The 14,108-nt window shown below is 61.4% G+C and carries 10 protein-coding genes; 7 read left to right on the top strand and 3 right to left on the bottom strand.

Going from position 1 to position 14,108, the window contains the following annotated elements; genetic code table 11:
* Positions 1–184: 184 nt before the first annotated feature.
* The 7 genes from BUC36_RS09815 (at position 185) to BUC36_RS09785 (ending at position 10,747) form a co-directional block, all read left to right on the top strand.
* On the top strand, positions 185–2,554 hold the full coding sequence (locus BUC36_RS09815) for a TonB-dependent receptor (protein WP_073274135.1): 2,370 nt from the start codon (positions 185–187) through the stop codon (positions 2,552–2,554).
* 121 nt (positions 2,555–2,675) lie between these two features.
* The gene (locus BUC36_RS09810) at positions 2,676–4,277 is read left to right on the top strand and encodes a tetratricopeptide repeat-containing sulfotransferase family protein (RefSeq protein ID WP_073274133.1); all 1,602 of its coding nucleotides are present in this window, start codon (positions 2,676–2,678) and stop codon (positions 4,275–4,277) included.
* 13 nt (positions 4,278–4,290) lie between these two features.
* Positions 4,291–5,682 (top strand): APC family permease, encoded by a 1,392-nt coding sequence (locus BUC36_RS09805; RefSeq protein ID WP_073274131.1) that lies wholly within the window; start codon positions 4,291–4,293, stop codon positions 5,680–5,682.
* Between the two features lie 19 nt (positions 5,683–5,701).
* Positions 5,702–7,114 (top strand): NAD(P)/FAD-dependent oxidoreductase, encoded by a 1,413-nt coding sequence (locus BUC36_RS09800; protein ID WP_073274129.1) that lies wholly within the window; start codon positions 5,702–5,704, stop codon positions 7,112–7,114.
* A gap of 19 nt (positions 7,115–7,133) precedes the next feature.
* Positions 7,134–8,597: an aldehyde dehydrogenase family protein gene (locus tag BUC36_RS09795; RefSeq protein WP_200797218.1), complete on the top strand. Its 1,464-nt coding sequence runs from the start codon at positions 7,134–7,136 to the stop codon at positions 8,595–8,597.
* Positions 8,598–8,629: 32 nt separating this feature from the next.
* Positions 8,630–9,982, top strand: a complete 1,353-nt coding sequence (locus tag BUC36_RS09790; protein ID WP_234994939.1) for an MATE family efflux transporter — start codon at positions 8,630–8,632, stop codon at positions 9,980–9,982.
* 105 nt (positions 9,983–10,087) lie between these two features.
* Positions 10,088–10,747 carry a hypothetical protein gene (locus tag BUC36_RS09785; RefSeq protein WP_073274127.1) on the top strand — a complete coding sequence of 220 codons (660 nt, stop codon included), beginning with the start codon at positions 10,088–10,090 and terminating at the stop codon, positions 10,745–10,747.
* 110 nt (positions 10,748–10,857) lie between these two features.
* Here BUC36_RS09785 and BUC36_RS09780 read toward each other — a convergent pair whose 3' ends face one another.
* The 3 genes from BUC36_RS09780 to BUC36_RS09770 are packed head-to-tail and all read right to left on the bottom strand — an operon-like array spanning position 10,858 to position 14,046.
* Positions 10,858–11,685: a hypothetical protein gene (locus BUC36_RS09780; RefSeq protein ID WP_073274125.1), complete on the bottom strand. Its 828-nt coding sequence runs from the start codon at positions 11,683–11,685 to the stop codon at positions 10,858–10,860.
* A gap of 7 nt (positions 11,686–11,692) precedes the next feature.
* A complete protein-coding gene (locus tag BUC36_RS09775) occupies positions 11,693–11,962 on the bottom strand; it encodes a YheV family putative zinc ribbon protein (protein WP_073274123.1) in 270 nt (89 codons plus the stop codon).
* A 32-nt stretch (positions 11,963–11,994) separates the two neighbouring features.
* Complete coding sequence (locus BUC36_RS09770) at positions 11,995–14,046, bottom strand: M3 family metallopeptidase (protein ID WP_073274121.1); 2,052 nt, start codon at positions 14,044–14,046, stop codon at positions 11,995–11,997.
* Between the last annotated feature and the right edge of the window lie 62 nt (positions 14,047–14,108).

The following is a 14,108-nucleotide window of genomic DNA, read 5'->3' as shown; positions in this document are numbered from 1 at the left end:
CCGCCTTCCCGCGCCGGGAATTCCGTGGATTAGCCGGTCGTTATGCCATTAGTTGCTGCGGATACCTCTGGTCCTGTGGGCGGCGCCCGCGCCGCCAGACACCCTTTGTACCCCATTTGGGGACTTGAGCAAACTTCTGAACGTGTAATGGTATGGCAACGATTATAAAAAGATGGGAACCACCATGACCGCCAATCAAAAGATACGCCGCGACTCCGGGGCGCCCGCCATTCCAAAAACCAAACTGGCGCTAGCAGTGGCTTCCGCTGTGCTCGCGTCCGCAGTCACCACCTCTGCCAATGCGCAGGTGCTGTCAATCGAAGAAGTTACAGTAACTGCAACCAAGCGCGAGGAGTCGGCGCAGGACGTACCGCTGGCGATTACCGCCCTGTCCGGTGACTTCTCGCAGAAGGTCAACATCAACGACGTCAAGGACCTGGTGTCCTTTACCCCCGGTGTGACCGGCAACAGCCAGGACAGCTTTATCGACGCGATCAGCGTGCGCGGCATCCGCACCCAGGATTTCGGCGTCGGCGGCGACCCCTCGGCGGCATTCTTCAAGAACGACCTGTACGAGGGCCGCAACGGTTCTGCGGTCACCAGCATGTACGATATGGAGCGTTCCGAGATTCTGCGCGGTCCCCAGGGCTTCCTGTTTGGGCGGAACTCCATCGGCGGCGCCTTCAGCGTGCACACGCGCAAGGCGCAGGTCGGTGACAGCACCACCGGCTATATCGAAACTGACATCGCCCAGCGCGGCCACTTCGCCGTGGAGGGTGCCGTCAACCTGCCGGTGAACGACAACTTCGCCATGCGCCTCGCCGGTTACAGCTCCCAGGAGGACGGTTTCGTCAAAAACCACTACCCGGGCTCCGATGACCTGATCGAGCACGACAAGAAGGCGGTGCGCTGGTCCACCACTTATGAGTCCGATCAGTTGACCATTAACACCGTGGCTGAGTTTGAGGACCGCAAGCAGTCCGGTTCGGTGTACCGCGCCATCGAAAAGGGCGAGATCTGGGACAGCTTCGAGGCGGCGATCGGCGACGTCAACCTGCGCGGCGGACGTGGCGATGCGGATTCCGACCAGACCCTTGGCGACAATGACAAAGCCAAGGTAGCGACCTTCGGCATTCACGCGGAATATGACTTCGGCGAGCTGGTGCTGACCTCCAACACCGGCTACAAGGACCACGATTACTTCTACACCGAGGACTACGACGGCACCCCGCTGAATGTGCTCGACTACCAGCAGGACCAGACCGGCGATTACTTCCAGCAGGAGTTCCGCCTGGCATCCGACACCGATGGCCCGCTGTCCTGGTATGCCGGCGTCTCTTACTACAAGGAAGAGATCGATGCCGAGTTCACCTTCGCCAGTAGCGAAGACATCATGTGTCAGTACTATGGCAACTACTACAACGGCATGACCTTCAGCGGCTGTGCCGACCTTTACGCCTACTACGGATCGCCGTTCAGTCCCTCGGCGGACGGCCGCCTGATCGAGACCGGCCGGGTCAAGGGCAGCTATTCCGGCTGGGCCAGCTACGTGGATCTCGATTACGCGATTACCGACGCCCTGAGCCTAGGTATCGGCGTGCGCTACACGAAGGACACCAAGGACTTTGCCCTCAGCGTGCCGACCCCGGATAGCGACCTGGGCGCCTATTGGGCCTATGGCTTCTCCACCGACGGTTTCCTCACCGACAACGCCTCCTGGGACAAGGTCACATCGCGGGCGATTGCCAAATACCAGTTCGAGGACGGTGGCATGCTGTTTGCCAGCTTCACCGAGGGCTTCAAGGCCGGGGGCTTCGGCACCTTTAACCTGGGCAACGACGCCGACGGCAACCCGGCCATCGGCAACCTGGACATCGCCCAGGGCGACGGCTTTGCGCCGAACAAGTTTGCCCCTGAACTGGTCGACTCCTGGGAGATCGGTTACAAGAACACCCTGTTCGACGGCCGCGCGAATTTCGATGTGTCCGCATTTACCTATGACTACACCGACCTGCAGGTAGTGGTAGCCGATGGCGGCGGCGCGATCATCAAAAACGCCGGTAACGTCAATGCGCATGGTGTCGAGAGTTCAATCACCGCCGTGATCACCGACAACTTCAATGTGCTGTTCAATCTCGGCTGGATGGACAGCGAGGCGACCGGGATACAGGGCATCTGTGCCACCGGCGACGACGCCTGCGAGGGCAGCCCGCTGTTCTGGGCACCGGAGTGGTCCGGCGCCATGGTGCTCGACGCCCACTTCCCGCTGGGTGCCGGCATGTTGACCGGCAGTCTGGAAGTCTTCTGGGAAGGCGAGCGCGGCGGCGGCTGGGAAGGTCTCGATACCACCATGATCGATTCCTACCAGGACCTGACCCTGCGCGTGGGCTATGAGTCCGACAGCAACTGGCGCGTCGACGCCTATGCGGAGAACCTGACCAACGAATTTACCTGGGACGGTCTCAACAACAACGGCGGCGTGCTGCCATCGCACTTCTTCGGGCCCAAGCGTCCGCGCACCCTGGGCCTGCGCTTCGGCATGGACTTCGACTGATCGCACAATGCGTGCATACTGACAGAGGTCCAACCCCGGCGGTGGCCGCACCCGCGGCTGCCGCCCTTCCCCACCGGGCCGGGGATACCCAGACGTAATAACAATAAGCGGGGCAGTACCGATGATTCAATCAACCGCACGGCTCGAAAAGCTTCAACATCTCCAGTCCCTGTTGCAACGGGGCATGCAGGCGCTGGCCGCCGGCGATATCCAGCGCGCCTCCGACTGTTGCCAGCAGGTCCTGCGCATCCAGCCGGACCTGGTGCAAGGGCACTTCCTGGTCGGCCTGGTCGCCCTGGAATCCAGAAACCGCAAGATTGCCTTCAGCGCCTTCAGCTCGGTGGTGAAGCTGCAGAAGGAACACCCGGCGGCCTGGGCGCAGCTGGCCAAGCTGCATATGGGCGAGGGCCAGGTCAATGCCGCCGACGCCGCGCTGGGCGAGGCACTGAAATACCGCTCCGAAGACCCACTGGTGCAGGATTTGCTCGGTTCCATTTATTCACTGATGGGCGACTACGGCGTGGCGCGCCAGTGTTTCGAAACCGCCAACCGCCTGCAGCCCGACCACCCGCCCTACCTACTGAATTACGCCAACAATCTCGTCTACAGCGGCGAGCTCGACGCGGCGAACGCGGTCTTCAACAAGATCGTCAGCCTGAGCCCCGACAGCCCGCAGGCGCACTGGCATATGGCCAGTGCCAGCAAGGCGACCGACGAACGCCATATTCAGCAGATGGAAGACCTGGCCGCGCGCAACCGTTCACCGCGGGTGCGGGCCTTCTACTACTACGCAATCGGCAAGGAGTGTGAAGACCTGGGCCAGTGGGACCGCGCCTTCGACGCCTTCAGCCGCGGCGCGGCGGCACGGCGCGAGACCGTCGAATATGACGAGGCGGCGGAGATCGAGATGTTCGACTTTCTCGAACAGCATTGCACCCGCGACTGGTTCGACGCGCTGCCGGAGGGCGATCCGGATCCGGCGCCGATTTTCGTACTCGGCCAGCCGCGCACCGGCACCACCCTGATCGAGCGCATCATCACCAGTCACTCGCAGGCGCACTCTGCCGGCGAGCTGCAGCAATTCGGTCTGGCGATCCGGCGACTGACCAACCACCAGAACCCGAAGCGGTTTTCGGCCGATCTATTCCGGCAGGCTGCCGATGTCGATATGGCCAAGCTCGGTTCGCTTTACCTGAAGACCTGTGCCCGGATGCGCGGCGACAAGCCGCGGTTTGTCGACAAGCTGCCGCAGAACTACCTGCTGATTCCGCTGATCCTGAAGGCGCTGCCCAACGCCAAGATAGTGCACCTGACGCGGGAGCCGATGGACGCCTGCTTCGCCAGTTTCAAGCAGCTGTTCGCCGATGCCTACCTGCACTCCTATGACCAGCGCGAGATGGCCCGGCACCACGCCCGCTACCGCCGCCTGATGGATACCTGGCGCGAACGCTTCCCCGGACGTTTTCTCGACATCTCTTACGAGGATGCGGTGACGGATCTCGACAGCAGTGCGAAACGGCTGCTCGCGCACCTGGAATTGCCCTGGGAGGACGCCTGCCTCGACTTCCACACGCAGAAGCAGGCGGTGTCCACCGCCAGCGCGGCGCAGGTGCGCGAGCCGGTGCACACGCGCTCCCTCGGGCGCTGGAAAAAATACGCTACCCAACTGGCGCCGATGATTGAGGAACTGCGCAATCAGGGCATCGCCACGGACTCCATCTAAACGAGCTGCACTTATGACCACTGTCGGCAATCACAAAGCACTGAAGCTGACCGACCTGATCCTGTACACCGTCTCCGCCAGCCTGTTGCTGGAAACCCTGGCCGGAGCCGCGGCCATCGGGGTGTCGAGCATCTTCTGGTGGATTTTTCTCGGGCTGGTTTTTTACGTGCCGATCGGCCTGATCAGCGCGGAGCTGGGCACCGCCTGGCCGGAACACGGCGGTATCTACGCGTGGATGCGCCGCGCATTCGGCGGCCGCTGGGCCACGCGTGCCATCTGGGGTTACTGGATCAATAACGCCATGTGGATGCCGGCGATCTTTATCCTGTTCGCCGGTGTCTTCAGCCAGCTGTTTGCGCCGGACCTGTCACTCACCTGGCAGATCACCATGGGCATAGTGCTGTCCTGGGTTGCGGTGGCCATCAACGTCGTCACCCTGGACATCGGCAAGTGGATACCGAATCTCGGCGCCATCCTGAAGATGGTCATTTTTGCTGCGGTCATCGCCGGCTGTTTGATGTATGTGGGCGATCACGGCATGGCGAACGCCGTTACCCTGAAGGCGTTGACCCCGGACTGGAGCAACAGCCTGCAGTACATTCCGGTGATCATTTACGGCCTGCTCGGTTTCGAGCTGATGTGCGCTAACAGTGACGCTATCGAACGGCCCGCGCGCAATGTGCCACGGGCGGTGCTGCTGGCCGGCATCACCATCATCAGTCTCTACACCCTCGGCACCTGGGCGGTGCTGACGGCAATTCCGCTGGACAACATCAACCTGGTCGAGGGCCTCCTCGATACGCTGCGCCTTTTCTTCGGCGGCAGTGCCGCGGGCAATGCCCTGGTATTGGTGCTCGGGACCGCCGCCCTGTTTACCTTCCTGTCCAACGGCGTGACCTGGTGCATCGGCGTGAACACGACCGCGGCCGCTGCGGCCAATGACGGCGAACTGCCGGCGTTTCTCGGCATCGAACACCCCCGCTACGGCACACCGGTCGGAGCCGCCATCGCGACCGGCTGTATCAGCACAGTGGTATTACTGCTGTATGGGTTTATGGCCGGTTCCAACGAAGAGCTGTTCTGGTCGCTGTTCGCGTTCAGCGCCGTCCTCTTCCTGCTGCCCTATATCGGCATGGTGCTGGCATTCCTGAAATTACGCAGTAGCGAAGCCGCCACCCCGCGACCCTACCGGGTGCCCGGCGGCTCGGCCGTTGCCACGCTGCTGGCGTGGACCTGCGTCGCCATCCTGGCACTGTCGGTCACCCTGTTCTGCTACACGCCCGGCGAGGGCGTGCAGTGGCCGGTCCTGATCGGCGCGCTGGTGGCCATTGCCGTGGGCGAGATACTGATAGCCGTCAACGAGCGCGCGCAGCGTGCGGCCACGGCCGCCGCGACCGCGGTGTGAACAGCGCCGCCTGCTGCCCATGGACAGGGATTACCGCCACCTCAGTTACTGGTTCGACAAGCTGAATGAAGTGGTGACACCGCGGGCGCCGCTGACCCGGAACCTGGAGGTGGATGTGGCCATCGCCGGGGCCGGTTTTACCGGTCTGTGGACCGCCTACTATCTCAAGAAGCTCGCCCCGGAGTTGTCGATCGCCATTCTCGAGGCCGAGACCGCCGGCTTCGGCGCCTCCGGGCGCAACGGTGGCTGGCTGATGAGCGCGCTCGAGGGCAGCGGCGCCATGCTGCGGGAACTGGCCGCGCCGCAGGCGGACACCGTGCGCGCGCAGATTCTCGGCATCATTCCCGAAGTCGAGCGGGTACTGAAGACGGAAAATATCGACTGTGATTTTCAGCGCGGCGGCGGCCTCTTCGCGGCGGCCCGCTTCCCCGAGCAGCGAACACGCGCGCTGGCGTTGCTCGACGATTTGCACGCACAGGGCTTCGGCGAGAAGGACTATCGCTGGTTGGACGCCCCTGCGGCGACTGCACTGGTCAACGTGCGCGGCTGTCGCGGCGGTATCTACACGCCGCACATCGCCACGATTAATCCCGCCAAGCTGGTTCGTGCACTGGCGAATGCCGTCGAGGCAATGGGCGTACAGATTTTTGAGCGCACGCCCGCGGTCGCCGTCGCGTCGCGGTGTCTCGAAACCCCGTCAGCACGCGTGCGGGCGCGCACCGTGGTATCCGCGCTCGAGGCCTATTCGGCGACCGCGCGCACGAAATTGGCACGACACACGATCCCGGTGGCGAGCAAGATCCTGGTCACTGAACCGCTATCCTCCCGCCAGTGGCAGGAACTGGGGTTCTCGACGCGGCCGGCATTCTCCGACCTTAGCCGCCTCATCTCATATGCCCAGCGCACCGCAGACGGTCGCCTGCTGTTCGGTGCCCGCGGTTCCTACGAGTTCGGCGCAAAGATTCGCCGCGATGCCGCGCTGAGTGTCGAGGAAATCGCGCAGCAGCGCCGCTACCTGCTGGATTTCTTTCCGCAGCTGGAGGACGCGCGCATCACCCATGCCTGGGCCGGTTCCCTTGGTATACCGCGCGCCTACCGGCCCCACGCCAGTTTCGATCCCGACAGCGGCCTCGCCCTCGGCGGCGGCTATGTCGGTGAGGGTGTGGGTGCAGCGAACCTGATAGCGCGAACGCTGGCAGACCTGATTCTGCAACGCGGCTCCGACCTTTGCGCCATGCCCTGGGCGCATATCGGCCCGGCGGAAAATGCCGTGCGGCGCTGGGAACCCGAACCGCTGCGCTGGCTCGCCTACAAGACCATTAACCGGGTGTTCGCCTGGGAGGAGCAGCTGTACCTGCGTGCCCTGGCGCCGCAGTGGCAGAAGTGGATTGCCGCCGCCACAGCGGACCGGCTGGAAAAGTTGATGCATTAAATAATCGGGAGAACAATAAATGCAGATGTATATCAACGGCCTCTGGTGCGATGCGGCCGACGGCGAGACCATCGCGGTAATTAACCCGGCGACCGAGGAAATATTGGATACCGTGCCGAGTGCCACGGTTGCAGACGTCGAGCGCGCGATTGCCAGTTCGAAGCGCGCTTTCGCGGACTGGCGCAAACTGCCAGCACGCGAGCGCTGCGATTACCTGAAGCAGATGTCGCAGAAGCTCGAGACCCACCGCGCAGAATTTGAGGAGCTGCTGACGCGCGAACAGGGCAAGGCACTGGCGGAGCACCGCGAGGAACTCGACATCTGCCTCAACACCATCGACTACTATGCACAGTTGATCAAAAATGGCATCGGCAAGGTGATCCCCGCGGACAATGAGACGGCGTTCAACTTCGTGATGCGCGAACCATACGGCCCTACCGCGTGTATTATCCCGTTCAATTACCCGCTGCTGCTCCTGTTCTGGAAAATCGCCCCGGCGCTGGCCGCGGGCAACACGGTGATCGTCAAGCCTTCGGAAAAGACGCCGCTGGCGACCCTGAAACTCGCCGTAGAAGTGCTGGCCCATTTCCCCCCGGGCGTAATCAATATCGTCACCGGCTACGGTGACAAAATCGGCGATGCACTCACCACGCATCCGGAAGTGCCGACTATCGCGTTTACCGGCTCCACGGCAGTCGGCCAACACATCATTCGCGCGACTGCGCATCAGGTTAAAAATCTGCACCTGGAGCTGGGCGGCAAGGACGCGGCGGTAATTGCCGAGGACATGGACCCGGCCCTGGCCGCGCGCGCTATCGCTACCTCGTCGATGTGGAATGCGGGCCAGATCTGCACCTCGACCGAGCGCGTATTCGTGGCTGAATCCCTCTACCCGCAGTTCCTCGAAGAATTGGTCGCGGTGGTAGCGGCGCTGCGCCTGGGCGACGGCCTCGATCCAGACACCGACGTCGGTCCTATGTGCGACGCCAGCGGCTTTGACAAGGTCGAGCGCCATATCGCCGACGCGCAGGCAAAGGGTGCGCGCATACTGGTGGGCGGCCGACGCAGCTCACAACACGACTCAGGCTATTTTTTCGAACCCACGGTCATTGCCGATGCGATCCCGGACATGCTGTGCATGCAGGAGGAGACCTTTGGACCGACTGTTGCCGTCGCCCCCTACCGGGACATCGAGCAGGCGATCGACCTGGTCAACGCTACCAGCTACGGCCTGGGTGCCGTGTTTATGGGGCATAACCCGCGGCAGATTCGCCAGTTTTTTGTCAACGTGAAGGCGGGAACCGTTTGGATCAACGACCCACTGCCGGACAATGTTGCCGGACCCTTCGGCGGTATGAAGCACAGCGGATCCCACAGCCGTGAGCTGGGCGAGGAGGGGTTGTTCAGTTTTATGGAAACCAAACACGTGCACTGGGATTTCGACCCTGCCGCGCGGGCGATAAACTGGTTCGACAAATCCTGAGCTGAAGTCACCGCCGCGCACTGAGATTGGCCATGCAACACCCCACCGTCGAGCGCTCGTCTTATCAGCGCGTATGGAGCCTGGCGTGGCCGATGATTCTGAGCAATATCTCGGTGCCGCTGCTCGGCGCTGTCGATACGGCAATTCTCGGCCATCTTGACTCGCCGGAGTTCCTGTCCGGCGTCGCCATCGGTGCCAGCGTGATGTCGATGTTGCTGTGGGCCTTCGGCTTTCTGCGCATGGGCACCACGGGATTGGTAGCGCGCACTAGCGGTAGCGATGCCAGTGACGATAGTGGTGCCGCCTGGCTGTTGCGCGCACTTTCCCTGGCGCTTGTGCTCGGCCTGGCCCTGCTGCTGTTAGCATCGCCGCTGCTCGCGACCATAGTGCAATGGATGAACGCCAGCGCCAGCGCTGCGCCCCATGCCCTCGCCTATCTGCAGATCCGCCTGTTGAGCGCACCGCTGGCGCTGGCCAACTTCGCGCTGCTCGGGTTTTTCATTGGCCGCCAGGACAGCCGGGCGCCACTATTTATCCTGCTCGCGGCGAATCTGCTGAATATTCTGCTGGATTTCGCGCTGATCATGGGCCTCGGATTCGGAGCGCGCGGTGCCGCCATGGCGACCGTCTGTGCCGACATCTTTGCGTTTGCTTTCGGCCTGCACTTGCTCAAGCGCGTGGAAACGGATATCTGGCAGCAGCTTGCGCGCAATCTCTATGCCGCAGATTTTTTCCCCTGGCGTCGCGCCGCCCCCTGGCTGGAGCTACTGCGCATTAATGGCGACCTCTTTGTACGCACGTGCCTTTTACTGCTGACACTGACTTTCTTCACCGCCCAGGGAGCTGCTCAGGGCGACGCAGTGCTCGCCGCCAATGCCATCTTGCTGCAGTTATTGATGATGACCTCCTATGCCCTGGACGGCTTCGCCCATGCGACGGAAGCATTGGTGGGGGAGGCCGTGGGAAAAAAGTCTTCTCCACTTTTTTATTCGACGGTCCGCAGCGCAAGTATCTGGGCTCTGGGAAGTGCCAGCGCAATCACGCTGGTACTTGTTTTTGCTCGGGACTGGATTTTGCCGCTGTTCACCGATATGGAAGCGGTACTCAGTCAGGCCCATGGCGTTTACTGGTGGCTGTGCGCCCTGCCGCTGTTGGCGGTTTGGAGTTACCAGTTGGATGGTGTCTTTATCGGTGCGGGAAAAAGTCGGCAGATGCGCGATACGATGTTTGTTGCCACGGTGCTGATTTTTTTCCCGTCTTGGTGGCTGACACGCGACTGGGGCAACCATGGCGTCTGGTTTAGCCTATTTTTGTGGACTGGCGCACGTTCTTTGGGGCTGCTTATTTATTTTCGCGTCTACACTTTAGGCAAATCGTGGATGTGACTGGAGCGACGGTACTAAGCATCTGCTTTCATCGTTGCGCGGCATTGCCGCAGCGCAATGCAACGTACGAGTGGATGCACCGTTGACAGAATAAAAGTGGTAGGGATGTCCGACGACTATCTGCTGATGCAGCGATGTATCGATCGCGCCATCACCCTGGAGCGCCACCAGGGCCGCTTCCACCGCGCTGTCAAACGCGCACTGCCCAGACTCCACCGCAGTATTGATTTGCCACCGCAGGACAGAGCCCGGCACCTGACCTGCTTTGTGATCCGCTATATCGAATGTGTGCCCGAATGGCTGTGGCAAGTCGAGCAGTTGTGCTCGGTGGCGGGACTGGATTTCACCCCGGTGCGCAAGGTGATCGGCCACAGCTTCGCCGCACCGCCGGAACGCCATCCGGACCAGGTAGGGCTGGCGGCCTTACTGGACGATGCCTACCTGGCCCACCGCGCACTGGAAGAGATCAACGAACACTTACAACCGGCCTGCGGTATGCCGCTGTTACCGATGGATCCGATCATCGCCAATACGGTAGTGCGGGAGTTGCTCGGTGAGCGGTTTGCCGGCGAGATCGATAGTATCTGTTGCGGGCTGGGTGGGCGATTCCGCGGCCTGCGCCTGGCCCCGGACAGCCTGGTGGCGATGATTCTCTGCCGTCAGCGCTTCAATGAAACGCCCGGAGCCTGGCCGGACTTTGCGCGAACGCTGAACATCCAATTGCGGCCACCAATCGCCGAATTGGTTAGCAGCACGCTGCACTGAGCACAGCAAATTTTACAGCGATGACGAGCAATCGATTCACATAATAAAAAGATCAGGATGGTCGAATTGAGCGGGCAAAATAACGGATAACAGTGCCCGCTCGCCATTTTTTAACCCCTTATCGGCGCCTGCTGACGCTGCACTATCTGCCGCCAGTTCCCATAGAAATGCCCTTCGCCCTGCAAAATAGCCCGGTACAGCTCATCGACTTCGCGCTGTAGCTTTCTGTCGTAGAAAAACAGGCTGCCCCCTCTCACGCTGTAGCCGCGCGGATTGTCTGCCAGCAATTCATAGTAACGTTCCACCCGTTGTAGATGGACGTCCACCTGACGGCGCGAGAAATTGCCAGGACGATAGTAATCCAGCACCTCGGCATCGATCTGCTGCAACGCCCGCTCGCGGCTCAGCGGCGACAGACTGCTGCCGCTCAGCTGAGTCTCGACATCCGCGCGCAGGTCCTGCAGGTAGCTCTCGGCCGCCGCGGCCGAATTCTTTAGCCGGTTGATTGTCCGCTGGCGCCAGCGCAGCGATTTCCTTTCTTTCAGCTTGCGGCTGTCCGACACCTCCCGGCCGGCGAACTCCGCCAGTGGACGAAAGATGGTGGCGTGTTGCACATTGCTGTGCCTGGTCAGCCTCTCGCAAATAGCGATGCCTTCCCGCCACTCCTCAAACGTATCCCCCTCCAGCAGTTGCCCGGGCAGTTGTGCAACGGTCTGTTCCAGTAGCTGCTCCTGCTCGCCGTAGAAATCCGGCCGCGCCCGCCAGTCGTTGGCCTGCAGCCGAAACAGCGTCAACAAACCCTGGTTCACACAGCGCGCGAGAAAATGCGCGGTCTGGTCTCGCTGTTGCTCGCGCAATTCCCGGTAGTGCTGCAGGGCAAACAGACCGGCAACGGCAGCGACCAGCAGGAACGCCAGTAGCAGATAGATTTTTTTCACTGTTTGGTTATTTTTTTGTTGGCTGGATGATTTTTATCGGTGTTTCCACAGCTTCTTTTTTGCCGCTCTCATTGACTCTGGTCGCCGGTTCCAGCGGCGACGATTGCAGACGTATCTCATCCTTGAATCCACAGGCGATACACTCGCGATAATTTTTTTCCCCTTCGCGGTAATTTACTATCCGGTCCATCGCACTGCAGCGCGGACAGACGGCGCCCGCGATAAATCGTTTTTTCGGCGGCTTGTCCCGCTTGTCGCTATCGTTGGTCATGATCATTGTTACTGCTTAATCACTGGCAATTGTCGGGCCTAGCCCGGGTTGATATTCAGTTCGAGCTGCTCGATACCCGAGTGGCGCAGCAGGGCATCTATATTAGGCTCGCGCCCGCGAAATTCCGTGAACAGTTCCAGGGCATCGCGACTGCCTCCCTGCTCCAAAATACCGTGCAGGAATTTGTTACCGGTAGCGCGGTCGAAAATGCCCTGTTCCTCGAACAACGAAAAGGCGTCGGCCGAAAGTACTTCCGCCCACTTATAGCTGTAGTAACCGGCCGCATAGCCGCCGGCAAAAATATGGTTGAAACCGTGTTGGAAGCGGTTTTCGTCGGCGATCGGTACTACCGCCACCTGCCCGCGCACTTCGTCGAGGAGCTGCTGGATCTCGGCGGCACTGGCGCCCTGCTCGCAGCAGTGCAGGCGGAAGTCGAACAGGGCGAACTCCAACTGGCGCACGGTAAACATCGCCGACTGGAAATTTTTCGCCGCGAGCATCTTGTCCAAAAGTTCCCGGGGCAGCGCTTCGCCACTCTGATAGTGAGCGGAGATCATCGCGATCACCTCCGGCTCCCAACACCAGTTCTCCAGGAACTGGCTCGGCAGCTCCACCGCATCCCAGGCCACACCGTTGATTCCGGATACCGCCGCCACATCGATCTGCGTGAGCATATGGTGCAGCCCGTGGCCGAACTCATGGAACAGGGTGGTGACTTCGTAGTGGGTCAACAATGACGGCGCATCGCCTGCGGCCGGCGGTGAAAAGTTACACACCAGGTAAGCCACCGGCAGTTGCAGTCCTTCGGGCGTCTGCCGGCGGACACAGACAGTGTCCATCCAGGCTCCGCCGCGCTTCTTCTCGCGCGCGAAGGGATCCAGGTAAAAGCCGGCGATGCGCTCGCCATTGCGGTACAGCCAGAAATACTGCACGTCCCGATGCCAGGTCGGCACCGTGTCGTCCCGTTGCACCGACACGTCAAATAGTTTTTCCACGACGGTAAACAGGCCGGCGAGCACTTTTTCGTAGGGGAAATAGGGTCGCAGCTCTTCCTGGCTGATGGCGTAGCGCTCCTGTTTCAGCTTTTCCGCCGCCCAGGCAATATCCCAGGAGCGCAGCTCGTCCAGCCCAAGCTTGCCCCGGGCAAAGTCCTGCAGTTCCGCAAATTCGCGCTCGGCCGCGGGTTTGGCGCGCGCGGCCAGGTCGTTGAGGAATTCCAGTACCCTGGCATTGTCCTGGGCCATCTTGCTGGCGAGGGAAAGTTCGGCGTAGTTGGCCATGCCGAGCAATCTCGCCTGTTCGGCGCGCAGTGTCAGTATTTCCTCCATCACCGCCGAGTTATCGAATTCACCGGCGTTGGGGCCCGTTTCGGATGCGCGGCTGATAAATGCGGTATGCACTTGTTGGCGCAGCGCGCGGTTGTCGGCGTGGGTCATAACGGCCAGGTAACTGGGACCGTCGAGGGTAATCAGCCAGCCTGTTAGATCTTTCGCCTCCGCCGCGGCTTTGGCCGCAGCCAGTGCCGTCTGCGGCAGGCCGACCAGTTCGGTTTCATTCTCCGTGTGCCAGGTCCAGGCATTGGTGGCGTCCAGTACATTGTTGGCGAATTGACTCGACAGCTCCGCCAGGCGGCGGCTGTTCGCGGCGAACGCATCGCGCGCTTCGCCCTCCAGGCCGACACCGCTCAAATCGAAGTCGCGCAGCCCCAGTTCGACCGCCTTGCGGCGCGGCTGCGGCCAGGCGGCAAACTCCGGGGATTGCGCGAGCTGCTGGTAAACCCCATACAGGTCGCGGTTCTGGCCCAGTTCGGTCCAGTATGCGGTCACCTGCGCCAGCGCCGCTTCGTAGGGCGCCCGCCAGGGGCCGCTCAAGACACTGTTCAGGTGGCTGATCGGGGAGAAGGCGCGGTTCAATTGGTCCTGTGCCTGTTCCAGCGGTGCCAGCGTGCTATCCCAGCCGGGATCGGCGAGTCCCGCCGCGAGTTGTTGCCGGCAATGTTCAATCGACTCGGCGATCGCCGGCTCCACCTGTTCGGGCTGCAGCCGGTCGAATGGGGGCAGTAGCGGCAAATTCAGCAGCGGATTGGACATACAACACCCTGTGCTAGGAAGACGTTAAAGCTATGATAGAGGACTCATTGTACAGGAGCTTG

Source organism: Microbulbifer donghaiensis (assembly GCF_900129095.1).
GTDB lineage: Bacteria > Pseudomonadota > Gammaproteobacteria > Pseudomonadales > Cellvibrionaceae > Microbulbifer > Microbulbifer donghaiensis.
This window is presented reverse-complemented; position numbering and strand designations above follow the sequence as displayed.